The 25,020-nt window shown below is 67.3% G+C and carries 20 protein-coding genes; 10 read left to right on the top strand and 10 right to left on the bottom strand.

Translation table 11 applies throughout. From position 1 onward, the window contains the following. Nucleotides 1–105 precede the first annotated feature (105 nt). Together CR918_RS04640 and CR918_RS04645 are read right to left on the bottom strand one after the other, a co-directional pair. Entirely contained in the window at nucleotides 106–1,230 is a 1,125-nt protein-coding gene (locus CR918_RS04640) for a metallophosphoesterase (protein WP_099842164.1), read from the bottom strand. 74 nt (nucleotides 1,231–1,304) lie between these two features. Next, nucleotides 1,305–1,754, bottom strand: coding sequence for a winged helix-turn-helix transcriptional regulator (locus CR918_RS04645; protein ID WP_099783327.1), 450 nt, complete (start codon nucleotides 1,752–1,754; stop codon nucleotides 1,305–1,307). A gap of 79 nt (nucleotides 1,755–1,833) precedes the next feature. Here CR918_RS04645 and CR918_RS04650 point away from each other — a divergent pair, with 79 nt between their 5' ends. After that, a complete protein-coding gene (locus CR918_RS04650; RefSeq protein WP_099842165.1) occupies nucleotides 1,834–3,015 on the top strand; it encodes an MFS transporter in 1,182 nt (393 codons plus the stop codon). Nucleotides 3,016–3,055: 40 nt separating this feature from the next. Here the strand turns inward: CR918_RS04650 and CR918_RS04655 are convergent, their stop codons facing one another. Further along, the gene (locus CR918_RS04655; RefSeq protein WP_025873773.1) at nucleotides 3,056–4,471 is read right to left on the bottom strand and encodes a GGDEF domain-containing protein; all 1,416 of its coding nucleotides are present in this window, start codon (nucleotides 4,469–4,471) and stop codon (nucleotides 3,056–3,058) included. 287 nt (nucleotides 4,472–4,758) lie between these two features. On the opposite strand from CR918_RS04655, the gene CR918_RS04660 reads away from it, so the two are divergent. Both CR918_RS04660 and CR918_RS04665 read left to right on the top strand, forming a co-directional pair. Continuing rightward, nucleotides 4,759–7,005: a TonB-dependent siderophore receptor gene (locus CR918_RS04660; protein ID WP_099842166.1), complete on the top strand. Its 2,247-nt coding sequence runs from the start codon at nucleotides 4,759–4,761 to the stop codon at nucleotides 7,003–7,005. A 141-nt stretch (nucleotides 7,006–7,146) separates the two neighbouring features. After that, nucleotides 7,147–8,121, top strand: coding sequence for a cation diffusion facilitator family transporter (locus CR918_RS04665; RefSeq protein ID WP_099842167.1), 975 nt, complete (start codon nucleotides 7,147–7,149; stop codon nucleotides 8,119–8,121). A gap of 27 nt (nucleotides 8,122–8,148) precedes the next feature. Here the strand turns inward: CR918_RS04665 and nfi are convergent, their stop codons facing one another. Beyond that, the gene (nfi, locus tag CR918_RS04670; RefSeq protein ID WP_099842168.1) at nucleotides 8,149–8,829 is read right to left on the bottom strand and encodes a deoxyribonuclease V; all 681 of its coding nucleotides are present in this window, start codon (nucleotides 8,827–8,829) and stop codon (nucleotides 8,149–8,151) included. Nucleotides 8,830–8,923: 94 nt separating this feature from the next. On the opposite strand from nfi, the gene gpmA reads away from it, so the two are divergent. After that, on the top strand, nucleotides 8,924–9,673 hold the full coding sequence (gene gpmA, locus CR918_RS04675) for a 2,3-diphosphoglycerate-dependent phosphoglycerate mutase (protein WP_025873769.1): 750 nt from the start codon (nucleotides 8,924–8,926) through the stop codon (nucleotides 9,671–9,673). 157 nt (nucleotides 9,674–9,830) lie between these two features. Next, nucleotides 9,831–11,921 (top strand): M13 family metallopeptidase, encoded by a 2,091-nt coding sequence (locus CR918_RS04680; protein ID WP_099842169.1) that lies wholly within the window; start codon nucleotides 9,831–9,833, stop codon nucleotides 11,919–11,921. Between the two features lie 81 nt (nucleotides 11,922–12,002). Here the strand turns inward: CR918_RS04680 and CR918_RS04685 are convergent, their stop codons facing one another. From CR918_RS04685 to CR918_RS04710, 6 genes are all read right to left on the bottom strand, one after another. Beyond that, nucleotides 12,003–12,563: a hypothetical protein gene (locus CR918_RS04685; protein WP_032976041.1), complete on the bottom strand. Its 561-nt coding sequence runs from the start codon at nucleotides 12,561–12,563 to the stop codon at nucleotides 12,003–12,005. 99 nt (nucleotides 12,564–12,662) lie between these two features. Beyond that, nucleotides 12,663–13,268 carry an HD-GYP domain-containing protein gene (locus CR918_RS04690; protein ID WP_025873766.1) on the bottom strand — a complete coding sequence of 202 codons (606 nt, stop codon included), beginning with the start codon at nucleotides 13,266–13,268 and terminating at the stop codon, nucleotides 12,663–12,665. Between the two features lie 182 nt (nucleotides 13,269–13,450). Further along, on the bottom strand, nucleotides 13,451–13,966 hold the full coding sequence (locus CR918_RS04695; protein WP_025873765.1) for a hypothetical protein: 516 nt from the start codon (nucleotides 13,964–13,966) through the stop codon (nucleotides 13,451–13,453). Between the two features lie 82 nt (nucleotides 13,967–14,048). Further along, nucleotides 14,049–17,513 (bottom strand): transcription-repair coupling factor, encoded by a 3,465-nt coding sequence (gene mfd, locus CR918_RS04700; RefSeq protein WP_033830682.1) that lies wholly within the window; start codon nucleotides 17,511–17,513, stop codon nucleotides 14,049–14,051. A 126-nt stretch (nucleotides 17,514–17,639) separates the two neighbouring features. Continuing rightward, nucleotides 17,640–18,185 carry a GNAT family N-acetyltransferase gene (locus CR918_RS04705; RefSeq protein ID WP_025879325.1) on the bottom strand — a complete coding sequence of 182 codons (546 nt, stop codon included), beginning with the start codon at nucleotides 18,183–18,185 and terminating at the stop codon, nucleotides 17,640–17,642. Nucleotides 18,186–18,280: 95 nt separating this feature from the next. Beyond that, complete coding sequence (locus tag CR918_RS04710; RefSeq protein ID WP_099842170.1) at nucleotides 18,281–19,138, bottom strand: 23S rRNA (adenine(2030)-N(6))-methyltransferase RlmJ; 858 nt, start codon at nucleotides 19,136–19,138, stop codon at nucleotides 18,281–18,283. Between the two features lie 35 nt (nucleotides 19,139–19,173). Between CR918_RS04710 and creB the strand changes: the two genes are divergently transcribed. The 5 genes from creB to CR918_RS04735 all read left to right on the top strand — a co-directional run bounded on the left by creB (nucleotide 19,174) and on the right by CR918_RS04735 (nucleotide 24,993). Beyond that, entirely contained in the window at nucleotides 19,174–19,899 is a 726-nt protein-coding gene (gene creB, locus CR918_RS04715) for a two-component system response regulator CreB (RefSeq protein ID WP_099842171.1), read from the top strand. Between the two features lie 3 nt (nucleotides 19,900–19,902). Further along, nucleotides 19,903–21,363, top strand: a complete 1,461-nt coding sequence (gene creC, locus CR918_RS04720) for a two-component system sensor histidine kinase CreC (RefSeq protein WP_099842172.1) — start codon at nucleotides 19,903–19,905, stop codon at nucleotides 21,361–21,363. Nucleotides 21,364–21,444: 81 nt separating this feature from the next. Next, complete coding sequence (gene creD, locus CR918_RS04725) at nucleotides 21,445–22,758, top strand: cell envelope integrity protein CreD (protein ID WP_025879329.1); 1,314 nt, start codon at nucleotides 21,445–21,447, stop codon at nucleotides 22,756–22,758. A 10-nt stretch (nucleotides 22,759–22,768) separates the two neighbouring features. Continuing rightward, nucleotides 22,769–23,179, top strand: coding sequence for a hypothetical protein (locus tag CR918_RS04730; protein WP_099783339.1), 411 nt, complete (start codon nucleotides 22,769–22,771; stop codon nucleotides 23,177–23,179). A gap of 257 nt (nucleotides 23,180–23,436) precedes the next feature. After that, nucleotides 23,437–24,993 (top strand): M28 family metallopeptidase, encoded by a 1,557-nt coding sequence (locus tag CR918_RS04735; protein WP_051562478.1) that lies wholly within the window; start codon nucleotides 23,437–23,439, stop codon nucleotides 24,991–24,993. Nucleotides 24,994–25,020: the final 27 nt, after the last annotated feature.

Here is a 25,020-nt window from a genome sequence, read left to right on the forward strand (position 1 = left end):
CCGCCCGCTGGACAGGGCGGGCCTCTCGGCTGCCGAGGGTAGCGGCAAACGGGGTGGAGGTGGCAGGCGTGGGGGGGCCAGGCGCACCCGGCGCTGGCCGTTCGTTCAGTCCTGCAGGCCAGGCTGGCCCTTGGCCAGCGGCACCCGCGATCCGTCCAGCAGGCCGCGGCTGAGCGTGCCGTCCTCGATGAACAGCAGTTCGCCGTTCTCGCCATTCTTGATGCTGCTGTCGATGGCAATCACGCGGCCGTCGTGGAAGCTGCTGACGTGTGGCATCGAGGTGTGGCCGACCACGATGCGCTTGAGCTGGAGACGGTCGAGCACCGCCTGCACGCCCTGGCTGTCCAGGCGCCCGTCGAAGTAGCCGCGGTACCAGATTGGGCTGGTCTTGCCGTCGTACAACGGTGCGGTGGCGGGGTCTGCCTTCACCTCGGCCTTGGGAATGCCCAGCGAGGCCTGGTAGGCGGCATTGGTGTGGGCCGGGTCCAATGCCATCTGCACCGCGTCGGGCGAGATGCCGCCATGCAGGAACAGGGTATCGCCGATCTGCAGCAGCACCGGCCGCGTGCGCAGCCACTGGCCGATCACCGAGTCGGCACCATACAGCTGCGGATAGCTGCGACCGAGCAGCTGCGCGCTGCGCAGGTATTTCGGATTGACGTAACGCAGGTCGTCGTACAGCACCATGGTCTCGTGGTTGCCGAGCACGAAATGCACCGCGCCACCGGCGGCGGCCGCCTGCTGCTGCAGGCCATACAGCAGCCAGAACGCTTCGGTCACCTGCGGGCCGCGATCGAACACGTCGCCGGCGATCACCAGCGTATCCGTGCCCAGTGCCCAGCGGTCCTGCGTGTCGATCACCCGGTTGGCGCGCAGCAGGCGGACCAGCAGCGCGTACTGGCCGTGGATGTCGGACACGGCGACGATGCGTGGCACGGCCGGCAGTATCGATGCCGACGGCGCGTTCGGCGGCAGCACATGCACCGCATGCGGGTAGCCGCAGCGCGCGGCAACCTCAGTGCCATCGGTGCCGGCCTGCACGCTGTGGGTTTCCACCTGGTCCTGGCAGATCCACTGCGCTTTCAGCTGCGCGCCCTCACGGAACAGGTAAGGGCCGTCGCTGTCCACGTGCTCTGCAGGTGCTGCCACGTCGCGGGCAGAGGCCAGTGGTGCGGCCAGCAGCAGGACCAGTGGCAGCAGGATCGACAGGGTTCGGGCGTGGTTCGGCATCGGCGGCATCCAGCGGCAGGAGACGAGCGATGCTAACCCCCCACGAACGCCACCGGTGTGCGCGAACGGGCGGATCAGGCCCGGCCGCCTCCCCCCTTGAGCTTGCGCACGCGGGTATCGGCGGGGCGCACGGGCTGGCCGTCACGGCCATGGGGTTGCATGTAGGGCAGTGGCCGGCGGCTGCTGGATTCGATCAGTTGCGAGTGCGCTTCGCCAGCAGCGAAGCAATGCCGTTCTCCCCATTGGCGCAGGGCCACCAGCAGCGGGAACAGGTCCTGGCCGGCCGCGGTCAGCACATAGTCGTGGTAGGCGCTGCCATCGGCGGCGGGCTGCTGCACCAGCAGCCCCGCCTCGACCAGGCGCCGCAGGCGGTCGCTGAGGATGTTGCGCGCCGCGCCCAGGCTGCGCTGGAAATCGCCAAAGCGACTGACGCCATCGAAGGCATCGCGGATGACCAGCAACGCCCAGCGGTCGCCGAGCAGATCGGCGCTGCGGGCCACGGGGCAGGGGCTGTTGGCGTGCATGGCGGACTCCCTCGATTGTGGTTGCAGTTTAAAACTAGTGGCGCTACTGTGCACCTGGTTTCAAAATGCAACCACACTGATGATGCCTTCGCTGTCCCGCCCCGTGTTGGGCCTGCTCGCCATTGCTGCCGGTGCCAGCGTGGCCAATGTCTATTTCGCGCAGCCGCTGCTGGAGCGCCTGGCCCACGATTTCGCCCTGGATGCCGCCGTGGCCGGTGCAGTGCTGGCTGCCACCCAGGCCGGCAGCGTGCTGGCCCTGCTCGGGCTGCTGCCGTTGGCCGACCGTGGCGACCGCCGTCGACTGCTGCGGGTGCAACTGCTGGCGCTGGTGGTGGCGCTGCTATGGCTGGCCGCCGCCCGCAGTACCGCGTGGTTGCTGTCGGGCATGCTGCTGGCGGGTCTGCTGGGTACCGCGCTCACCCAGGGACTGATCGCCTACGCCGCCAACCTCGCTGCACCGGAGCAACGTGGGCGGGTGGTCGGCATGGTCCAGGGCGGCGTGTTCATCGGCCTGCTGTCGGCACGCGTGGTCTCAGGTGCGGTAGCCGCCGTAGCGGGATGGCGCGCGGTGTACCTGCTGTCGGCATTGCTGATGGCGGCGCTGGCACTGCTGCTGTGGCGGCGCCTGCCGCACGTGCCGGTGCCCGCAATGCCGCCGTCGTGGCGCAACCTGCTGCGTTCGATGGCCGATATGCTGCGGCAGGATCGCGCGCTGCGCGAACGCGGGCCGCTGGCATTGTTCCTGTTTACCGGTCTCAACGTGTTCTGGGCCGCGGTGCCACTGCCGTTGTCGGCGCCGCCGTTGAACTGGTCGACCGCCGCCATCGGCGCGCTGGGCCTGGCCGGCATCATCGGCGCACTACTGGCAGCGCGGGTCGGGCACTGGATGGATCGTGGCCTTGCCCACCGGGTGAGCTTGGGGGCACTGCTGCTGATGCTGGTCGCCTGGGTGCCGTTGCTGGGCCTGCCGTACTCGCTGGCCCTGTTGCTGCTGGGCGTAGTGGTGCTGGATCTGGGCGGGCAGGCGTTGCATGTGTCCAACCAGGCCCTGCTGCTGCGTGCACCGGCCGAACAGCATGGACGCCTGGTGGCGCTGTACATGCTGTTCTATGCCGTGGGCAGCGGTGTGGGGGCTGCGGCAGGCACCTGGACGCAGGCGCGCTATGGGTGGCCGGCGGTGTGCGCGCTGGGCGCGGGCATCGCGCTGCTCGCACTGACGTGGTGGGCGACGTGGCGCATACCGCGCAAGGACGCTGCGTAGCGTCGAGACCGTCCGACGCCACGTCACGCGCGCTGCAGGCTCAACGTTGCAGCGCGCGTCGTCCCGGAGCTTCCGGCAGTGCGTCGTCGGCCACCACCACCCGGTTGCGGCCCTGTCGCTTGGCGGCATACATCGCCGCGTCGGCGCGCGCCATCAGCCGCTCGTAATCGGGATGCCCATCGTGTCCGGCCACGCCGATGCTCGCGGTCAGCGCCAGCGTCTGTCCGTTGGGCAGGGTGATCGGCGACTGTGCGATCTGCCGGCGCAGGCTTTCGGCGATCACCTCCGCCTGTGACTCGCTTGCCGCCACCAGCACCACCACGAACTCCTCGCCGCCGTAGCGGAACAGGTAGTCGCTGCCTCGGGTCTGCTGGCCGAGCAGAGCTGCGACATGCTGCAGCGCGCGGTCGCCGGCGTCATGGCCGTGGCCATCGTTGATCGCCTTGAAATGGTCCAGGTCCAGCAACAACAACGAGAACGGCGTGTGGTTGCGCGTGGACAACTCGATCTCACGGCGCAGCACGGTCGGCAGGAAGCGCCGGTTGAGCAGGTTGGTCAACGCATCGCTGCCCGCATCCAGTTCACCGATGCGTTCGAACAGCAGGGTCATCAGGTTGCGGATGGTGGCCAGGTCTTCGCGGATCATCGGCAGGGCGGTCAGCCGCCGTGCCGGATCTTCATCGGTGGCGCGCTGCAGGCGGCTGTCGATGCGGGCCATCAGCTGGCCCACCTGCTGCGTCTCGCTGCTTTCGCCGAAGCTGGGAATGCCCTTGTGGGTGAACCACAGGCCGAATTCCGAGCTCGCCAGACTGGCGTTGTCGGCACCGGTCGCATGGCCGGCGAGGGTGTACAGCAGGCTGTTTTCCCAATCCAGCAGCAGGGCGCGCTGGCGCTCGCGTTCGGTGCTGACGTTCTGCACCAGCGAGAACAGCCGGTACGCCGCATCGGTGCGCGAAGAGCGCTCACGGGCGTGCGTATAGGCCAGCGTCATGCCTTCCATGGCGATGTCCATGATCGCGCTGAGGCAATCGATGGCGGCGAAGGCGGTGTCGTTGTCAGCGGCATCGGCGCGCAGGCGGATGAACAGCTCGTGCTTGAGTACGCGCGCACCGCGGGCCACCAGGTCCACCGGAATACCGACCCGAGCGTGCACATCGCCGATCACCCGTTGTGCGGCGACGGTAGCGGCAATGCCATCCGCATCGGTGGTCAGCAGCTGGGCCAGCCAACGCTGCATCGCCGGTTGCAGGCGCTGCTTGACCTGTTCGTGGGACAGGAAGCGGCGCGCACGCGTGTCCTGCAGCAGCACTTCGTAGAAGCGCTGCGCCAGCGTCGGCGGTGCATCGGCGGCCACGGCATGCAGCAGCGCGGCGGCGGCGGGGCCGGCCAGCAGCAGACACTGCTGCCAGGCCTGGGCCAGCGGTTGGCTGGCTTCGTCCAGTTGGGGTGTATCCACGTCGATCTCTAACGGCGCACAACAGACCACGGTATCGGCCGCAGCTGTCGACGGTTGATGGCAGGGAAGCCGGCCAGTTTAAGCGCCATGCAGGCCGAAAAACGCGGATGAAGCACATGCCGGCCGATGCCGTAATGCGTTGACGCATTTGAGAATCACTCGCATTTATGAAAAAATGACGGCAGGAACCGGCATGCGGGCATTCCGCAGTGATCGTTCCGCCTCCCCCGTCGCCGCCTCCTGCCCTATGCCAGAGGCTTCCGTTGCCCTGCCAGAAGGTTCAGAACATGCCTGCAAACACTCTTTCACCGCGCCCGCTGGCGCTCGCCGTCGCTGCACTGCTGGCCACAGCTGCCGTCACCGCCCATGCGGAAACCGATGCCACCGATATCGACACCGTGCATGTCACTGCCTCGCAGATCGCGCGGCAGGCGCTGGGCACTTCCACCATCACCGCCGAGGACATCGCCAAGCGGCCGCCGGTCAACGACATCGCCGAACTGCTGCGGACGATGCCCGGCGTCAATCTGACCGGCAACAGTGCATCGGGCCAGTACGGCAACAACCGGCAGATCGATCTGCGCGGCATGGGGCCGGAAAACACCCTGATCCTGATCGACGGCAAGCGCGTGGGTGCACGCGACGCGGTGCGCATGGGCCGCAGTGGCGAGCGCAACACGCGCGGCGATACCAACTGGGTGCCGGCGGAAATGATCGAACGCATCGAAGTGCTGCGCGGCCCGGCAGCGGCACGCTATGGCTCAGGTGCCTCCGGTGGCGTGGTCAACATCATCACCAAGCGCCCGACCGGCGACCTGACCGGTGCGGTTGACCTGTACGGCCTGGTGCCCGAACACAGTGCCGAGGGCGGCAGCGAGCGCCTCGGCCTGCAGCTGAGCGGGCCGATGACCGACACGCTGTCGTTCCGGTTGTACGGCAACCTCAACAAGACCGATGCCGATTCGCTGGATCTCAACCGCGACTTCGCCACCGGCGCCAATGCGGTACCGCCGGCGGGCCGCGAAGGCGTCAAGAACCGCGACGTCAACGCGCTGCTGCGTTGGGACGTGACCGCCAACCAGGTGGTCGAGTTCGAGGCCGGTACCAGCCGCCAGGGCAACATCTATGCCGGCGATCGTGCGGTCAGTACCACTGGTACCTCCACCGGTGTCGACCTGGCCGCGCTGGCCGAGCAGCAGGCCGAGACCAACCGCATGTATCGCACCACCGGCGCGATCACCCATCGCGGACGCTGGGGCGATGTCAGCTCGCGGCTGACGGCGGCGGTGGAAGGGGTCAACAACTCGCGCATCAACGAAGGACTGGCCGGCGGCCCGGAAGGCAGCTTCAATGGCGCCGACTGGTCGACCTCGCGCCTGCGCAACTACCAGTTGGACGGCGAAGTCAGTTTCCCGACCACCCTCGGCGGTGCCGAGAACGTGTGGACGCTGGGCTTCGAGTACCTCGACAGCCGGTTGACCGATCCCTATTCGATGAGCCAGTCCAGCAGCAGCGGTGGCGGCATTCCGGGCCTTTCGGCCGATCGTGCACGCGGCAAGTCCGATGCACAGACCACCGCCGTCTACGTGGAAGACAACATCTACCTCGGTGAGCGCTGGATCGTGACCCCGGGCCTGCGTTTCGACCATCACAGCCAGTTCGGCAACAACACCAGTCCGAGCCTCAACGCGCAGTTCCGGCTCAACAGTGACTGGGTGGTCAAGGGCGGCATCGCACGCGCCTTCAAGGCGCCGAACCTGTACCAGTCCAACCCGGACTATCTGTATTACACCCGTGGCAACGGCTGCCCGAACGCGTTGCCGAGCCTGGGCGCCGGCTGCTACATGCAGGGCAATGCGGATCTCAAGGCAGAGACCAGCCTGAACAAGGAACTGGGCGTGGAGTGGGCACCGCAGAGCGGCTGGCAGGCCTCGTTGACCTATTTCCACAATGACTACAAGGACAAGATCCAGGCCGGTTACACCCAGATCGGCCTGACGGCCGACCGCAAGGGCCGCATCTTCCGCTGGGAGAATGCACCCAAGGCCATCGTGCAGGGGCTCGAGGGCAACCTGGTGATCCCGCTGCTGGGCGAGCAGGGCGACCGCCTGAAGTGGAGCAACAACTTCACCTACATGGTGGAGAACGAAAACAAGAGCACCGGCCAGCCGCTGTCGGTGATTCCCAAGTACACCGTCAACACCATGCTGGACTGGCAGGCCACCGAGCAGCTGTCGCTGCTGCTGACCGGAACCTTCTACGGCAAGCAGGAACCGGCCACGGCCAACATCAACAACGATCCGCGCTGCACCGCCAACTGCGATGCGTCCACCGTGCTGCAGACCCGCGGCGCGTACAACGTCTGGGGTGTGAGCGCGCGCTACAAGGTGACCGACACGGTCAGCGTGGGCTTCGGCGTCAACAACCTGGCCGACAAGCGCCTGTTCCGCGAGGCCAACAGCAGTGACGCCGGTGCGGCGACCTACAACGAACCCGGCCGGGCGTACTGGGCCAGCCTGCGTTTCGGCTTCTGATCATCAGGCGGTGGTGCCGGTCGTTGGCCGGCACCCTCCCGCTTCGCGCCAGCCGTCCATGCCTGCAATGTTATAAACACCGTGATAGTTTCCCGACACCCGCCGGCGTAGCCTGACTCCCATCGCTAAGGAGCTGTTGCCATGGGTCACGACCACGATCACCTGCCATCCGAGATCCGCCACGAGAAACCCTTGTGGTGGGCGCTCGGCCTGACCTCCACCTTCCTTGTCGTGGAGGTGGTCGGTGCATTCTGGACCAACAGTCTGGCACTGCTGTCCGATGCCGCGCACATGGCTACCGACACCCTGGCGCTGATGATCGCGCTGGTGGCCGTGCGGCTGAGCCGGCGCCCGCCGGACGCGCGCCGCACCTACGGTTATGCACGTCTTGAAGCACTGGGCGCGATGATCAACGGCGCAATGCTGTTCGTGGTTGCCGGCTACATCCTGTGGGAAGCCATCGGTCGCTTCCGCCAACCGCAGGAGATCGCCTCCACCGGCATGCTGGTGATTGCAGCGGTCGGCCTGGTGATCAACATGATCTCCATGCGCCTGCTGCAGGCCGGCAGCGGCGAGAGCCTCAACGTGAAGGGCGCCTACCTGGAAGTGTGGGCCGACATGCTCGGCTCGGTGGCGGTGATCGCCGGCGCGCTGTTGATCCAATGGACCGGCTGGAAGCCGATCGACCCGATCCTGGCCGTTCTGATCGGTTTGTGGGTGCTGCCGCGCACGTATGTGCTGATGCGCGAGGCCATCAACGTGCTGCTGGAAGGCGTGCCCAAGGGCATGGACGTGTCCAGGGTCCGCGACCGCCTGTCCGACCACGACGCAGTGCTGGACGTGCATGACCTGCACGTCTGGGCGCTGGCGTCCAGCACGCCGGCACTGACCGCGCACATCGTGATGCGCGAAGGCGACGACGCCGACCGCCTGCGGCGCGAACTCGGTGATCGCCTGCACGATGATTTCGGTATCGAACACGTGACCCTGCAGATCGAAGCCGACCACTGCGGCGAAGCCTGTGGCCAGCCGTCGGCGACGAAGGACGACGATCACGCTGGGCACGATCATGCAGCTGCCGATGCGCAGGGCCATCGCGGTCACGTGCATCGCTGAAGCGGGTGTGGCGGCCGGTGCCCGGCGCTACCTCTGTTCGTCGCGCCGCGAGGCCAGCCGATCCGCCAGCCGGGTCGGCTCGGGCAGGCGATAGCCGTGCAGCGTGCGCTGCACCCAGGCCAGCGCGGTATCGGCACTGACCCGATGCCCGCCGGCGACGAACAGCGGCTTGCAGCGCAGCTTGCTGCGCAACACCCAGCCGAGCTGCTCGCCGCCGTCCAGCAACGGCGTGTGCGCGCCGGCCTCAGGGTCGGGCTCGATGAAGCGGCCCACCAGCTTCGATTTGGCCACGCCGATGCTCGGCAGGTCGGTCACCACGCCCAGGTGTGCGGCAATGCCCAGCCGGCGCGGATGGCTGATGCCATGGCCATCGACGAACACCAGGTCCGGTGCGCGCGGCAGCAACGCCAACGCAGCCAGCAGCGCCGGCAGTTCGCGGAAGCTGAGCAGGCCCGGGATATAGGGCATCACGGTGGGGATGCGGGCGATTTCCTGCGCCACCGGCTGCAGGGTGTCCGCGTCGAGCAACACGGCCGCAGCGCGGGTGATCGCGCCGTCTTCCTCGAAGCCGACATCCAGCCCGGCCAGCCAGCGCACGGTAGCGGGCAGCCGATCCTGCCGCTGCACGCGGGTCGCCAGCTGCATCTGCTGTTCGCGGGCGGCGCTGACGCTGCCTTCCCAGCGCCCGGGGTCGATCAGTGCATTCATCGGCCACAGGATGACATCCACACCGCCACGGCGCGGTGAGCGGGCGCCGGGGCTACAATGGCCGCCTGCCTTTCCTCGCGTTGGAGACCCTGCAGTGACCCGTAAACTCGTACTGTTGCGCCATGGCCAGAGCCAGTGGAACCTGGACAACCGCTTCACCGGCTGGGTCGATGTCGACCTGACCGAGCAGGGGCGCCGGGAAGCGGCTGCCGCCGGCCGCCTGATGCGCGAGGAAGGCCTGCAGTTCGACGTCGCCCACACCTCCGTGCTGAAGCGTGCCATCCATACCCTGCAGGGCGCGCTGGCCGAGCTGGAGCAGGACTGGCTGCCGGTGAACAAGTCCTGGCGCCTCAACGAGCGCCACTACGGTGGCCTGCAGGGCCTGGACAAGGCCGAGACCGCCGCCAAGCATGGCGAGGACCAGGTCAAGGTGTGGCGCCGTTCGTACGACATCCCGCCGCCTGCGATGGACCTGGAAGATCCGGGCCACCCGATCCACGACCGCCGCTATGCCGGGCTGGATCGCAACGCGCTGCCGGGCACCGAATCGCTGGCCACGACGCTCGACCGCGTGCTGCCGTACTGGCACGACGCCATCGCGCCGCAGTTGAAGGATGGCAAGACCGTGCTGGTCACCGCCCACGGCAACTCGCTGCGCGCGCTGTACAAGTACCTCAACAACGTCTCGCGCGAGGAAATCCTCGAGCTGAACATCCCGACCGGCATTCCGCTGCTGTTCGAGTTGAACGACGACCTCACCGTGAAGTCGTTCCGTTACCTGGGTGATCCGGAAGCGGCACGCAAGGCCGCCGAAGCCGTGGCCAACCAGGGCAAGGCGCGGTAGATACCCACCGTTGGTGGGTATTCCCCTGCTGGGTGTGTGCGGACCAACGGCCCGCACCTACCCGGTTGCGACCACGGGCGTTCCCCCTGTGACCTTTGGCCGGTCCCCACCATCGCCGCAGCGGCTACGCTGGACGATTCGCCGTTGGAGACACGCCATGAACGTCCGTAATCTGGTCCCGCTGGGCCTGACCATCGCCATCGCCGCTTCGCTCGCCGCCTGTGGCAAGAACGAGACCGCGCCCGCTGCCGACGCCGCCAAGCCGGCGTTCGACCAGTCGCAGATCAAGACCGCGCTGATCAGCCTCAACAGCGCCGATCTGGATCCGTCCATCGCCGCGTGTACCGACCTCAACGGCTTCGTCAACAGCAAGTGGCTCAAAGCCAACCCGGTGCCGGGCGACCAGACCACCTGGGGCAGCTTCGAAATCCTGCGCGAGCGCTCGCTGGAAGTGCAGCACGCGCTGGTGCAGCAGGCCGCCGCCAGCCAGGCCAAGGCCGGCTCGGTGGAAGCCAAGATCGGTGACATCTGGAAGACCGGCAACGACGAAGCGAAGATCGAGGCCGCCGGCCTGGCGCCGCTGCAGCCGACGCTGGACAAGATCACTGCGCTGAACGACACCGCCGCCATCACCCAGTACCTGCGCGACAGCCAGGCGCAGGGCCAGGGCGTGCTGTTCTCGCTGTTCGCCAATGCCGATTACAAGGATTCGGCCAACGTCATTGCGTACGTCGGCCAGGGCGGCCTGGGCCTGCCGGAGAAGGGCTATTACTTCGACGACGCGCAGGCCAGGATCCGCGACGCCTACGTGGCCTACATCGCGCAGGTGCTGACGCTGTCCGGCGTGGACGCGGCGCAGGCTGCCGAACAGGCCAAGGCGGTGATGGCGTTCGAGACCCGCCTGGCCAAGGCCTCGATGTCGCGCATCGAAATGCGTGACCCGGCCAAGCGCTACAACCCGCTCAGCGCCGCCGACGCGGACAAGCTGACCCCGAACTTCAGCTGGACCGCGCTGTTTGACACCCTGAAGGTGCCGGCCGCGCAGAAGTTCTCGCTGGCCCAGCCGGGCTTCTTCAGCGAAATGGACAAGATGCTGGCCGACGTGCCGGCCGCCACCTGGCAGTCCTACCTGCGCTTCCACACCATCGACGACGCCTCGCCGTACCTGAGCAGCCAGTTCGAGAAGGCCAACTTCGAGTTCTACGGCAAGACCCTGCGCGGCCAGCAGGAAATGCAGCCGCGCTGGAAGCGCGTGCTGGAGTCGGTGAACGGCGGCATGGGCGAAGCCCTCGGCCAGCTGTACGTGGACGCGGTGTTCCCGGCCGAATCGAAGGAGGCCATGCAGCACCTGGTGCAGAACCTGTCGGTGGCGCTGAAGGCGCGCCTGGAGCAGCTGCCGTGGATGGGCGAGGAAACCAGGAAGAAGGCACTGGAAAAGTGGGCCAGCTTCACCCCGAAGATCGGTTACCCGGACAAGTGGCGTGAGTGGACGGGCCTGCAGACCAACGGTGACAGCTACCTGGGCAACATGCAGGCAGCGCGTGCGTTCAACTACCGCTACATGCTGGACAAGATCGGCAAGCCGGTGGACAAGACCGAGTGGGGCATGACCCCGCAGACCGTCAATGCCTACTACAACGCCACCAAGAACGAGATCGTGTTCCCGGCGGCGATCCTGCAGGCACCGTTCTTCGATGCCAAGGCCGATCCGGCGCTGAACTACGGTGGCATCGGCGCGGTCATCGGCCACGAGATGATGCACGGCTACGACGACTCGGGCAGCCAGTTCGCCGCCAACGGCAACTTCGACAACTGGTGGACCGACAGCGACCGCAAGGCCTTCACCGAACGTACCGACCAGCTGGTCGCGCAGTTCGACGGCTATGAATCGGTGCCGGGCGTGTTCGTGAAGGGCAAGCTGACCCTGGGCGAGAACATCGGTGATCTGGGTGGCCTGACCGTGGCCTACGATGCCCTGCAGATGGCGCTGAAGGAGAACCCGAAGGCGAACGTCGAGGTGGACGGTCACAGCCAGGACCAGCGCTTCTTCATGAACTGGGCCACCGTGTGGCGTCGCAACTTCACCGACGGTGAGCTGCGCGTGCGCCTGAACACCGATCCGCATGCACCGGCGAACTTCCGTGCCAACGGCGCGCCGTCGAACATGCCGTCCTATGCCGCCGCGTTCCAGTGCAAGGCCGGCGATGCGATGGTGCGTGCGGACGACAAGCGCGTGGTGATCTGGTAAGCGATCGCCGGTAACGCGTGAAGCAGAAGGCCCGGCGAATGCCGGGCCTTCTCGTTGCAGTCGGCTAGAACAGGCGGCAGATCAGCCCGGGCACTTCAGGTACTGAGACAATGTGGCCTGCCATGCGCTGGCCGGGTCGAAGCCTGGCACCAGGCCACCGCCCTTGCCGGTGAAATTGGACATGCCATGGGCCAGCATGTAGGTCGGGGTGTACGAGGGCGGCCCCATGCGCTTGCTGAAGGTGCAGATGCCAGCGACGTAGGCTGGCGCCTTGTCGGGGCTCAGCTGCGCCTTCAATGCGCTGTCGAAGCGGCCGAGATTCTCCTCGCCCATGGCCGAACCGGCCATCGCCTTGAGCGCGTTGTAGGCAGCGTGTCCCGTCTCGTCTGCGACGCGCTGGCGATCGAAATGGGCGAACACGCCGGCGATGTTGTAGAGATCGATGGCGTCCTGCATGCGTCCATCCTGCACGCAGCGGGGCAGGGCATTCATCAGGGTGGCAGGTGAGGTGCCAGCGGTGACCTGGTTGCGCGACAGGCATGCGGCGGCTGGCGCGGTGCCATCCTGCTGGGCCTGCGCGAATGGCGCCAGGGCCAACAGCAACAGGCCCAGCGGTGCGGCGATACGGGTGTTTCCTTTCATGGGTGATGCTCCTCGTAAGCAGGGCCGTCTGCGGCCGACCCTCAGCTTGCGGGGATCGCCGCGGCTGCGCAAGCGAGGCGCCGTCCAGCCGGTGAAGGCTCAGGCCAGCGCCGGCTCGTTCCTGAGCATGCCGTGGAAACGCTGCAGCACGTAGGGATCGATCAGGCCACCGGCCTGCTCATCGAGGATCCGCAGCACCGTCTCGTGCTCCATCGCCGCGCGGTAAGGGCGCACGCTGGTCATTGCATCGTAGGCATCGGCAATGGTGACGATGCGGGCGCCAAGCGGAATGGCCTCGCCGTGCAGGCCATCGGGATAGCCGCTGCCATCGAACGCTTCATGATGGGCACGGATCAGTCGCGCGACCGGCGCGGCATCACTGCGGCCGGTGGCCAGGAAAATGTGCTCGCCGCGCACCGGGTGCTCGCGCATGATCGCGCGCTCTTCGTCGCTGTGCCGGCGCGGGCTCAGCAGTACCTCGTCGGGGATGCCGATCTTGCCGATGTCGTGGAAGCGTGCGGCCAGGCCGACCTGCGCACAGGCGTCCTCATCCAGGTCGCAGTGCAGGGCAAGGTGCTGCGCAAGAAGGCCCACGCGGTCACAGTGGTGGCGGGTATAGGCATCACGCATCTGCAGCGACATCGACAAGGCGTCGATCAGGCAGGCCTGCGCGTGCAGGAGGTCGGGAGGTCTGGGCTGGGGCATCGGAACTGGCGGCGCGGCGAAGCTGCGCAGAAAACGGAAAGGCCCGCGAGAGCGGGCCGGGGCGGCGCATAGGGTACCCGCATCGGTGTCACGCGGGGGGCATCGACGGTCCCGCGTGGGGCTGTGCGTTCAGTCGCATGCAGCATTTGGCTCCGGCCGCATCGCAACCGGGGCTGCGCGGATCAGCCGGTGGTCTGCAGGTGGATGCGATGGGCTTTGGCGAAGGCGTCCTGCGCGTCGCTCAGGGTCTGCATGTCTTCGTCCATTCTGGTCACGGCCTCATCCAGCGTCTGCAGCAGCGGGGTGACCTGTTCTTCGCTGTAGCCATCGGGCAGGGCAGCCAGCTGTTCCATCACGGCGAACATGTGTTCGGTGCTCTTCAGGGAATCGAGCAGGTTCTGGTGCAGTGCGTCGGCGTCCTTGCCATGGGTGAACTGTTGGACGAAGACCAGTCGGTCGGCGATTTCCTTGTGCGCGTTCTTCAGGCCGAAGCGATGCTGCTGCATGCTCTTGCCGTCCTGCAGCGAGGCATGGAAGGACTCGCCGTTCGGGCCGTTGGTCCATTGCTCGACCATGCTGACCGTGCCGTTCCAGCTGGCGACATTCTCATGCAGGTAATCGCGGTTGCTCATGCCGCTGTGGCAGGCCGCAAGCAGGCCCAGGCTGGTGGCGAGCAGAAGGGGGGCGAAACGATTCACGGCAACACTCCTTGTCGCGGGCGCAGGAAACGGAAAGGGTGCCGGTCTGCCGCCCGCGGCGGACCGGCACCCTGCAGATCGATCAGCGCAGGGCCAGGGTCAACAGCAGTGCCCGCGCGGCATTGAAGCGGTCTTCGGGCAGCGGCAGCGGATGCTTGACGCGCAGCTTGTCCGGACCGTCCATGGCATAGAGGTTCGGTTGTTTCTGGATCAGCTGGATCACCGCCATCGGATCGATGTTCGGCTTGGATTCGAACACGATGCGGCCACCGTTCTCGCCCAGGTCCAGCTTGCGGATGCCCAGCGAGCTGGCCTGCAGCTTCAGCTCGGCAATGGCGAACAGGTTCTTGGCCGCATCCGGCAGCAGGCCGAAGCGGTCGATCATCTCCACCTGCAGTTCGCGCAGCGCATCGCTGTCGCGCGCGCTGGAAATGCGCTTGTACAGCGTCAGGCGGGTGTGCACGTCCGGCAGGTAGTCGTCCGGAATCAGCGCCGGCACGTGCAGCTCGACCTCGGCGCCCCGCGCTTCTTCGCCGGCATCGATGTCGGGCAGATGGCCCTGCTTGATGCTGCGCACTGCGCGTTCCAGCAGCTCGGTGTACAGGCTGAAGCCCACTTCGGCCATCTGCCCGCTCTGGTCCTCGCCCAGCAGTTCGCCGGCGCCGCGGATTTCCAGATCGTGGGTGGCCAGGGTGAAGCCGGCACCCAGTTCGTCCATCGAGGCGATCGCTTCCAGGCGCTTTTCCGCATCCGGCGTGATCGAGCGACGGTCGGGTACGACCAGGTAGGCATAGGCGCGGTGGTGCGATCGACCGACGCGGCCACGCAGCTGGTGCAGCTGGGCCAGGCCGAAGCGGTCGGCACGGTTGATGATGATGGTGTTGGCGTTGGGGATGTCGATGCCCGATTCGATGATCGTGGTCGACAGCAGCACGTTGAAGCGCTGCTTCTGGAAGTCCAGCATCACCTTTTCCAGCTCGCGCTCGGGCATCTGCCCATGGGCGATGCCGATGCGCGCTTCGGGCACCAGCTCGGACAGCTCGCGCTGCATGCGGCCGATGCTCTCCACGTCGTTGTGCAGGAAATACAGCTGGCCACCGCGTGCCAGCTCGCGCTGGAAGGCTTCGCGCAGCAGCGCGTTGTCCCACTGGGTGATGAAGGTCTGCACCGCCAGCCGGTTCGGCGGCGGGGTGGCGATGATCGACAGGTCGCGCAGGCCGGCCATGGCCATGTTCAGCGTACGCGGAATCGGCGTGGCGGTCAGGGTCAGCAGGTGCACGTTGGCGCGAAGTGCCTTCAGCGCCTCCTTCTGGCGCACGCCGAAGCGCTGCTCCTCGTCGACGACGACCATGCCCAGGTCCTTGAACTTCACGTCCGGCTGCAGCAGGCGATGGGTACCGACGATGACGTCGATGGTGCCGGCGGCGACCTTCTCCAGCTCGGCCTTGATCTCCTTGGTGCTCTTGAAGCGCGACAGCACCTCGACCTTCATCGGATAGTCGGCGAAGCGGTCGCGGAAATTGCGGTAATGCTGTTCGGCCAGCAGCGTGGTCGGCACCAGCACCGCCACCTGCTTGCCAGCACTGGCCGCTGCGAACGCGGCGCGCACGGCAACTTCGGTCTTGCCGAAGCCCACGTCGCCACAGACCACACGGTCCATCGGCTGGCTGCTGGCCAGGTCACGCAGGGTGGCGTCGATGGCGGCCAGCTGGTCCGGGGTTTCCTCGAACGGGAAACCGGCGGCGAACGGCTCGTACATCGCGCGGTCCACCTGCAGTGCCAGTCCGGCACGCGCCTGGCGGCGGGCCTGGATCTCCAGCAGTTCGGCGGCCACATCGCGCACCTTCTCGGCGGCCTTGCGCTTGGCCTTGCTCCACTGCTCGCCGCCCAGCGAATGCAGTGGCGCGGTTTCGGCGGACGCGCCGGAATAGCGGCTGATCAGGTGCAGCTGTGCGACCGGCACGTACAGGCGGTCGCCCTTGGCGTACTCGATTTCGAGGAACTCGCCGGGCATGCCGCCGACGTCCATCGCGATCAGTCCGCGGTAGCGGCCGACGCCATGGTCCTCGTGCACGATCGGCGCGCCTTCGGTCAGCTCGCCCAGATCGCGGATGATCGCTTCCGGCTCTCGTCCGGCGCGGCGCGTGCGACGGGTGCTGCCGGCGCGCTCGGGGAACAGCTGGCGTTCGGTCAGCACCGCGATGTGCGGCGCGTCCAGGGCGAAGCCGTCTTCCAGCGGCGCCACGGCAATGGCGAAGCGTTCATCGCTGGCCAGGAAGGACAGCAGGTCGGCCACCACCGGTGGCTTCAGCTCGGCGGCCTGCAGCACTTCCAGCAGGGCCTCGCGACGGCCCGGCGAATCGGCGGCGATCAGCACCCGGCCAGGGTAATGGCCAAGGAAGGATTTCAGCGCGTCACCGGCCGGTGCTTCGCGCGCGGCCACCGGCAGCGGCGGCAACGGCTGGTCGCCCAGCGCATGCGCCTCGGCGATGCGGGCGTGATCGGCCGCCCATACCTCGATGCGCGGTGCGTCGTTCAAACGCTCGCGCAGCAGGTCCGGCGACAGGTACAGCGCCGACGGTGGCAGCAGCGGCCGTTCAACGTCATGGCGGCGTTGCTCGTAGCGCTCGCCGGTCTGCGTCCAGAACGTCTCTGCCGCTTCAGCGGCGCCCACGCAGACGACCGGCAGGCTGCCGGCAGGCAGGTAGTCGAACAGGGTGGCGGTGCGCTCGAAGAACAGCGGCAGGTAGTACTCGATGCCGGCCGGGGCCAGGCCCGATTTCAGGTCCTGGTACAGCGAACTGCGTCGGGTATCGACGTCGAAGCGCTCGCGCAGGGTCGCCAGCACCCGGGCGATGCTGGCGTCGTCCATCGGTACTTCGCGGCCGGGCAGCATGTGCACCGCCTCGACCTTGTCCAGCGAGCGCTGGCTTTCCGGATCGAACGCGCGGATTGAATCGATGTCCTCGTCCAGCAGTTCCACCCGCAGCGGCTCGTCGGCGCCCATCGGGTAGACGTCAAGCAGGCCGCCACGCACGGCGAAATCACCCGGGTCCATCACCTGCGGCACGTTGCGGTAGCCGGCGCTTTCGAGGCGACGCTTCTCCGCTTCCAGGTCCAGGCGCTGGCCGACTTCAAGATTGAAGCTGCCGCCGATGACATAGCTGCGGGGAGCCAGCTGCTGCAGCAGGGTCTGCACCGGCACCACCACCAGGCCGCGCTTCAGCGTGGGCAGGCGGTGCAGGGCCGACAGGCGCTGCGAAATGATGTCCGGGTGCGGGCTGAAGCGATCGTAGGGCAGCGTCTCCCAGTCCGGGAACGCCACCACCGGCAGGCTCGGGTCGCCTCCCAGCAGGGTATGCAGATCCGCTTCGATCTGGTTGGCACCGTGGTTGTCACGGGCCACCACCAGCAGCGGTGCGTCATGCGTGCGCGCTGCCTGGGCCAGATACCAGGCCAGGGCAGTGGGCGAGGCGGGGGCGCGCCACCAGGCGCGAAGCTGGCCGGCACGTGGCAGCGGCGGGGCGGGGTATTGAGTACGCGACATGAACCGCGGATTTTAGCAGAAGCCCCTGCCAGGCCCATGATCGTTACGTGACCGGGGTAGCGCCGGGCCGTGCCCGGCGAGCGCAGCGGTCGGATCAACATCGCCGGGCAGGGCCCGGCGCTGCCGTCAGTTGTCCAGTTCCAGCACCATCCGCACCAGGCCTTCGGCCCCGTTCGGATGGGGGACCGGCTTGAAGCCCAGCGAGGCGGCCAGCTGCTTCATCGGCTCGTTCTCGGCGGCGACATCGCCATACAGGCGGTCCAGGTACTTGCCGCGGCCCCATTTCACCAGCTTGCGCATCAGCTGGCGGCCCAGGCCCTGGCCGATCAGGAAGCGGCTGATCAGGATCGCGTACTCGGCTTCCCGGGTACCGGGGATGATCGAGGCACGGGCCACCGCGCCGACCACGGCCTCACCGGCCGGCAGCGACTCGGCGGCGACCAGGGTGATCTCGGTCTTCGGGTTGGGATGGGTCAGGCGCTGGGTGGTTTCCGGTGACAGCTCGGTCACCGATTGCAGGAAACGGTCGCGGATTTCTTCCGGCCCGAACAGGCTGAAGGCGGCCTGCAGCGGCGCGCCATCTTCGGGGCGGATGGGGCGGATCAGCAGCTCGTGGCCGCTGGGAGCCTTGAAGATCTCATGCCAGGGCGGCATGCGGTTGCGAGTGGCCATACCGGGTGATTCCTTGGTGGTCCATCGATTGTGTCATCACCGGGGCTGCATTCCGTGAACGAAAGGCTCACGGTCGTACAGCCTCGTGAAGGCCCCTATTCGGCCGTCTTCAGCCAGTCCAGGCGGGTGCTGGCACCGGGTTCGCCCAGATGCTGGCGCAGGGCCGGCAGGGCCGGGCCGACCACGCGGTCGAACTGCCAGGGGGCATTGAGCACCAGCATGCCGCTGCCGTTGAGGCGCAGCGGGGAGTCGTCCGGGCGGACCAGGAACTCGATGGTCATCGCCGACTTCACCGGCAGTGCGGTGGCCTTGCGCAGGAAATGCAGGATGGTGCGGCGCTGCTTGATCGGGAACCAGACCGCACAGGTGGCCTGCGGCCAGCGCGCCAGGGTCTCGGCCAGCGCGGCAAGGATCGCCTGGTACTCGGCGTCCTGGGCTTCGTAGGGCGGGTCGATCAGGACCAGGCCGCGGCCGATCTTGGCACCGTTGGCCTTGGGCGGCAGCAGCGAGCGCAGCAGCGCATAGCCGTCACCGGGGTGCACGCCGACGCGGCTGTCATGGGCGAACAGGGTCTTCAGCGAAGCGGCCTCATCCTCCTGCAGCTCGCACACCGCCATGCGGTCCTGCGGGCGCATGGCCTGCGCGGTGAGCAGCGGCGAGCCGGGGTAGGCGATCATCGCGCCGACCGGATTGTCGGCCTGCACCGCCTTGAGGTAGCGCTCGACCACCTCCGGCAGCTTGGGCTGGGCCATCAGCCGCATGACCCCGGATTCGACTTCCAGGGTCTTGCGGCTTTCTTCGCTGGCCAGCAGGTAACGGCCGGCACCGCCGTGGGTGTCGAGCACGAAGAACGGGCTGTCCTTGCGCTTGAAGCTGTCGATCAGGGCCAGCTGCACGATGTGCTTGAGGACATCGGCGTGGTTGCCGGCGTGGAAGGCGTGGCGATAGTTCATGGGCGGCAGTGTACGGGGCAAGGGCCGCAGCGGCTATGCTGCGCGCCATGACAGCCCCTGTTACCCATGTCCTGGTGGTCGAAGACGAAGCGGCCATCGCCGAAACCGTGCTCTATGCGCTGCGCAGCGAAGGCTACGCCGCCAGCCATTGCCTGCTGGGCGGGCAGGCGCTGCAGCAGCTGCAGGCCGGCGATATCGACCTGGTGGTGCTGGATGTCGGCTTGCCGGACCTCAGTGGTTTCGAGGTCTGCCGCCGGCTGCGGGCCCTGCCGGGGCCGGTGGCGCAGGTGCCGGTGATCTTCCTGACCGCCCGCAACGACGAACTCGACCGCGTACTGGGCCTGGAGCTGGGGGCGGACGACTACATGGCCAAGCCGTTCTCGCCGCGCGAGCTGGTGGCGCGGGTGCGTGCCCGGCTGCGGCGTGCCACGCCCGCTGCGGTGGCCCCGTCCGCCGAGGCCGGCTGGCAGGAGCACGGTGCCTTCGCCATCGATCGCGATGGCCGCCGCATCCGCTTCCAGGGCCAAGCGCTGGACCTGACCCGCTACGAATATGCGTTGCTGGAGGCGCTGCTGCAGCGCCCCGGCGCGATCCTCAGCCGTGCCCAGTTGATGGACCGTGGCTGGGACAGCGCCGCCGACAGCGCCGACCGCACCGTCGACACCCACGTCAAGACGCTGCGCGCCAAGCTGCGTGCGGCCGGCGCCAGCGGTGAGCCGATCCGCACCCATCGCGGCCTCGGCTACGCCCTGGAGGTCTGACGCGTGCGTCTGGTCCTGAAACTGTTCCTGGGGTTCTTCCTGATCGTTGGCATCGCTGCGTTCTTCGTGATGCGCGTGTTCGTCAACGAAGTGAAGCCGGGCGTGCGCCAGGCGATGGAATCGACCCTGGTGGATGCGGCCAACGTGCTGGCGGAAATGGCCGCCGCCGACGTCAAGGCCGGCACCATCCGCAACGGCACCTTCACCCGCAACCTGGCCAAGGCCCGGCAGCGCGACCTGAAGGCGATGGTCTGGCGCTTCCCCAAGCGTGCGCTGGACTACCGGGTGACGATCACCGACGCCAAGGGCATCGTGATCTACGATTCGCTGGGCCGCGACGTGGGCCGCGACAATTCGCGCTGGAACGATGTCTACCGCACCCTGCGCGGCGAATACGGTGCGCGCTCCAGCCCGGAAACGCCGGGCGATGACAGCAACACGGTGATGCACGTGGCCGCGCCGGTGTACGACCCGGTCGACGGCAGCACGCTGATCGGCGTGCTCAGCCTGGCCCAGCCCAACCGCAGCATCGATCCGTTCATCGCCGCCAGCCAGCGCGCCATCATCGAGCGCGGTGCGTGGCTGATCGGTCTGTCGGCGCTGGTGGGCGTGCTGGTGACGATGTGGCTGACCAACGGCCTGGGCCAGCTCAGCCGCTATGCGCGCGCGGTCAGCGCCGGTGAACCGGTGCCGCCGCCGAAGCGGCGCAGCGACGAGATCGGCGATCTTGGCCAGGCGCTGGAGACCATGCGGCGAAAGCTGGAAGGCAAGGCGTACGTCGAGCAGTACGTGCAATCGCTGACCCACGAGATGAAAAGCCCGTTGGCGGCGATCCGCGGTGCCGCCGAACTGCTGCAGGAGCCGATGGCCGACGCCGACCGTGCGCATTTCGCACGCAGCATCGTCGACCAGCAGGAACGGCTCACAGAAACCATCGACAAGCTGCTGGCGCTGGCCGAGGTCGAGCAGCACGGCTGGTTGCAGACCCGTGATCCGATCGCCTTGCCGGTGCTGCTGCAGGAAGCCGCGGCGGCGGCGCAGGTGCGCGCGCAGGCCGCAGGTGTCCAGCTGCATATCGAGCAGGTCCCCGACCTGCGCGTGCAGGGCGATGGCTATCTGCTGCGGCAAGCGCTGCACAACCTGATCGACAACGCCATTGCGTTCTCGCCGCCCGGGGCACAGGTGCAACTGGATGCCCAGCTGGACGGGCAGGGCGTACGCCTGCAGGTTGCCGACCGTGGCGCGGGCATTCCCGACTACGCACGCGAGCGCGTGTTCGAGCGCTTCTATTCGCTGGCCCGACCCGGCACCGGCCGCCGCAGTTCCGGCCTCGGCCTGCCCTTCGTGCAGGAAGTGGTGCGCCTGCATGACGGCCGCGCCAGCCTGCAGCCGCGCGAAGGCGGCGGCACCGTGGCCAGCCTGTGGCTGCCGCTGGCGATACCGGGCCAGCGTCTGCGGCGCTGACTTCACACCCACTTCAAATTCGCCACAAACCCTGCTCACCGCAGCCGTCCATCCTGCAGTCCTCTCCAACGAGGACGGACGATGAAATCCCTGAAGATGCTGCTGCGGTTCGCCATTGTCGGCGGCCTGATCCTGCTGCTGCTGATCCCGCTGTTCCTGATCCGCAGCGTCATCACCGAGCGCAGCGCCTATCGCGAAGAGGCCTACTCGCGGGTGGCCGAAAGCCGTGCCGGTACCCAGCGCGTGGTCGGGCCGGTGCGCGTGGTGCCGTGGTCCAAGCGCGAGCAGGTGGAAGTGGTCGATGCGCAGGGCAACAAGAAGACCGAGCTGCAGACCACCCAGGGTTACTGGTTGCAGCCGCCGGCCACCCTGCAGATCAGTGGCGAGCTGCTGCCCAGCCAGCGCTCGGTCGGCCTGTTCAAGGTGCCGGTGTACAGCTGGAATGGCCAGCTCAAGGCGACCTTCAGCGAGGACGACTACCCGGAGCACGATGGCATGACCTATGGCGAGGCCTACATCGCGCTGGGCGTGTCCGATGCGCGTGGCCTGGTTGGTACGCCGAACCTGCGGGTTGATGGACAGCAGGTCAAGCTGCTGCCGGGCGTGGCCGGCGCATCCGCACTGGGCCGTGGGCTGCATGCACCGATCGCCGGCATCGCCCGCACCGGAGGCACCCTGGCGGCCAGCAGCGTGGAACTGGAACTGCAGCTCGATGGCAGCCGCTCGCTGTCGGTGGTGCCGGTGGGCGATGACAACCAGATCGCGCTGCGGTCAAGCTGGCCGCACCCGTCGTTTGCCGGTGCGTTCCTGCCGAACGAGCGGCGTGTGGATGCGCAGGGCTTCGATGCACGCTGGGCCGTGTCCTCGCTGGCATCGGACGCACAGCAGCGACTGCGCGAGGGCGATGACCTGGATGCGCAGGCGGTGCAGGTTTCGCTGGTCGACCCGGTCGATACCTATACCCAGGCCGACCGCGCTTCCAAGTACGGCGTGCTGTTCGTGGTGCTGACCTTCGTTGGTTTCATCCTGTTCGAACTGATCAAGTCGCTGCGCATCCACCCGCTGCAGTACCTGATGGTCGGGTTGGCGCTGGCGATCTTCTTCCTGCTGCTGATCAGCCTGTCCGAGCACATCGCCTTCTGGCAGGCCTACCTGGTTTCCGCGCTGGCCTGCATCAGCCTGCAGGCGGTGTACCTGGCCAATGTGCTGGGTCACTGGAAGCGGGGCCTGGGCTTCGCCGCGATGCTGACGGTGCTGTACGGCGCGCTGTATGGGCTGCTGGTCTCGGAAAACAATGCACTGCTGATGGGCTCGCTGCTGCTGTTCGTGATCCTCGCGCTGGCGATGTGGGTGACCCGTCGGGTTGACTGGTACGCCCTGGCCGAACAGAAGTAAGGAGCACGCCATGGGCTGGCGCCAAGGATTGCAGCAACGGGCACGACAGGGCATTCCCGCGCTGTTGGAGGTGGATGCACTGCTGCAGGCCCATGGGGTACTGGCGGCCTTGCCGGGGGCACGGATCGCGCCCGGCCTGGTCCGCTTCCAGCTGGCCGCCATCACCTGCGAAGGATTGCAGCGGCGCGGGCTGGACTGGTTGCGGGAGGCGCGGCACGGACGCGGCGCGCTCGCCGGCAAGGTGCCCCGTTACCGGCCATGGAAGGCCGGGGCGGCGGCGTTGTCGGAGATCGGCATCGACGGGCTGCCGGCAGACTGGCCGGAACATGCGGCGGTGTTTGGTTGCAGCAGCATCGACCAGCGACACTGGCTGCTGCTGTTGCCCGAACGCGCGCAGCTGTGGCTGGGGTGGAAGGGGTGACAGCGGAAGGCCCATCCACGCGTGGCGTGGTTCTACGGGGCCTCTGGTGGGTGCGGACCTTGGTCCGCACCGCTCTTCGGTGGGAAGGCGCCATCCAGGCATGGCGTGGATCTAGCAGATGCCCATGACCGATGGGACGGGGGCCGGGCGCCCCGGCTGGCTAGACTCGAGCGGATGATGATCGAGCCGAAGGGCAGGGGTGCGGCGTGTTGACGTGGAGCGGGCTGAAGTGGGGCGTGCTGGCAGTAGCGCTGGCGATGGGTGGCAATGCGGTGGCGCAGCAGCGCGAGCCGGTGGACCTGGACATGGTCGGCAAGATCCGCCAGCAGGCGTTCCACAAGTCGCAGGTGATGGATACCTTCAGCTACCTCACCGAACGCATCGGGCCGCGCCTGACCAATTCGCCGGCGATGGGGCGTGCCAACGCCTGGACCCGCGGCAAGTTCAGCGAATGGAAGCTGGACAATGTCCATGACGAAGCCTTCGACGAATTCGGCCGTGGCTGGGAATTCACGTCGGCCAGCGTCGAGATGCTGGGCGATCGCGTGCAGCCACTGCATGCGCTGCCCAAGGCGTGGACGCCGGGCACCAACGGCCCGGTCGAGGGCGACCTGCTGCAGGTGGACATCAAGAAGCCCGAGGACATCGAGAAATATCGCGGCAAGCTGCGTGGAAAGATCCTGCTGCTGGGCGAGGCACGCGAATACAAGCGCGGCACGGACGCCGATTCGCACCGGCACGACGCCACCTCGCTGGAAGGCCTGCAGGAATTCACCCTGCCCAAGGACAAGGACGTGGCCGCCGACCGCGCCAAGCGGGTGAAGGAATACCAGGAGAAGCAGGCGCTGGCGGCGAAGGTCAACGCATTCTTCGTTGAAGAAGGCGCGCTGGCCTCGATCAGCATCAGCAGCTGGGACAACGGCATCATCCGCGTGGCCGGTGGCGGCTCGCGCAAGGCCGGTGAAGCGGTCGGCATTCCCGAACTGGCGATGATCGCCGAGCACTTCAATCCGCTGGTACGCGCGCTGGAAGCCAAGCAGAGCGTGCGCTTGCGCGTGGATGTGGCCGCACGCTTCACCGACGAGGCCGACCAGCCCGGCTACAACACCCTGGCCGAGATCCGTGGCAGCAGCAGGCCGGACGAGGTGGTGATGATCGGCGCGCACCTGGATTCCTGGCACAGCGGCACCGGCGCGGCCGACAACGCCGCCGGCGTGGCGGTGATGATGGAGGCCATGCGCATCCTCAAGGCCAGCGGCGCCAAGCCCAAGCGCACCATCCGGGTTGCGCTGTGGAGTGGCGAGGAACAGGGACTGATCGGTTCGCAGGCGTACGTGGCCAAGCACTTCGGTCGATTCCCCGAGCCCACCGACCCGGCGCAGAAGGCGCTGCCGGCCTCGCTGCGTGAACCGACCGGTGCCCTGCAGAAGACCCGCGACTACGGCAAGTTCCAGGTCTACTTCAACATGGACAACGGCTCGGGCCGCTTCCGTGGCATCTACGCACAGGAAAACCTGGCGGCGATGCCGATCTTCGAAGCCTGGCTCGCCCCGTTCCATGACGTGGGTGCAACCACCGTGGCCACCCGCAACACCGGCAGCACCGACCACATCAGCTTCGACCGCATCGGCCTGCCGGGCTTCCAGTTCATCCAGGACAAGCTGGACTATTTCAGCAACGTCCACCACAGCCACCTGGACACCTGGGACCACGCCGAACCGGAAGACCTGAAGCAGGCCGCCGCCATCGTCGCCTCCTTCGCCTACCACGCTGCCATGCGCGAGCAGCCGTTCCCGCGCAAGCCCGAGCCCTGAAAATGGGACGGAGGGGATCAAGTGGTA

Source organism: Stenotrophomonas indicatrix, assembly GCF_002750975.1.
Taxonomy (GTDB): domain Bacteria; phylum Pseudomonadota; class Gammaproteobacteria; order Xanthomonadales; family Xanthomonadaceae; genus Stenotrophomonas; species Stenotrophomonas indicatrix.

What these genes read in the sequence shown, in the direction of transcription:
- CR918_RS04640 (WP_099842164.1), bottom strand. Translation starts at nt 1,230, where the DNA reads ATGCCGAACCACGCCCGAACCCTGTCGATCCTGCTGCCACTGGTCCTG.
- CR918_RS04645 (WP_099783327.1), bottom strand. Translation starts at nt 1,754, where the DNA reads ATGCACGCCAACAGCCCCTGCCCCGTGGCCCGCAGCGCCGATCTGCTC.
- CR918_RS04650 (WP_099842165.1), top strand. Translation starts at nt 1,834, where the DNA reads ATGATGCCTTCGCTGTCCCGCCCCGTGTTGGGCCTGCTCGCCATTGCT.
- CR918_RS04660 (WP_099842166.1), top strand. Translation starts at nt 4,759, where the DNA reads ATGCCTGCAAACACTCTTTCACCGCGCCCGCTGGCGCTCGCCGTCGCT.
- CR918_RS04665 (WP_099842167.1), top strand. Translation starts at nt 7,147, where the DNA reads ATGGGTCACGACCACGATCACCTGCCATCCGAGATCCGCCACGAGAAA.
- nfi (WP_099842168.1), bottom strand. Translation starts at nt 8,829, where the DNA reads ATGAATGCACTGATCGACCCCGGGCGCTGGGAAGGCAGCGTCAGCGCC.
- CR918_RS04680 (WP_099842169.1), top strand. Translation starts at nt 9,831, where the DNA reads ATGAACGTCCGTAATCTGGTCCCGCTGGGCCTGACCATCGCCATCGCC.
- CR918_RS04685 (WP_032976041.1), bottom strand. Translation starts at nt 12,563, where the DNA reads ATGAAAGGAAACACCCGTATCGCCGCACCGCTGGGCCTGTTGCTGTTG.
- CR918_RS04690 (WP_025873766.1), bottom strand. Translation starts at nt 13,268, where the DNA reads ATGCCCCAGCCCAGACCTCCCGACCTCCTGCACGCGCAGGCCTGCCTG.
- mfd (WP_033830682.1), bottom strand. Translation starts at nt 17,513, where the DNA reads ATGTCGCGTACTCAATACCCCGCCCCGCCGCTGCCACGTGCCGGCCAG.
- CR918_RS04705 (WP_025879325.1), bottom strand. Translation starts at nt 18,185, where the DNA reads ATGGCCACTCGCAACCGCATGCCGCCCTGGCATGAGATCTTCAAGGCT.
- CR918_RS04710 (WP_099842170.1), bottom strand. Translation starts at nt 19,138, where the DNA reads ATGAACTATCGCCACGCCTTCCACGCCGGCAACCACGCCGATGTCCTC.
- creB (WP_099842171.1), top strand. Translation starts at nt 19,174, where the DNA reads ATGCTGCGCGCCATGACAGCCCCTGTTACCCATGTCCTGGTGGTCGAA.
- creD (WP_025879329.1), top strand. Translation starts at nt 21,445, where the DNA reads ATGAAATCCCTGAAGATGCTGCTGCGGTTCGCCATTGTCGGCGGCCTG.
- CR918_RS04730 (WP_099783339.1), top strand. Translation starts at nt 22,769, where the DNA reads ATGGGCTGGCGCCAAGGATTGCAGCAACGGGCACGACAGGGCATTCCC.
- CR918_RS04735 (WP_051562478.1), top strand. Translation starts at nt 23,437, where the DNA reads ATGGGTGGCAATGCGGTGGCGCAGCAGCGCGAGCCGGTGGACCTGGAC.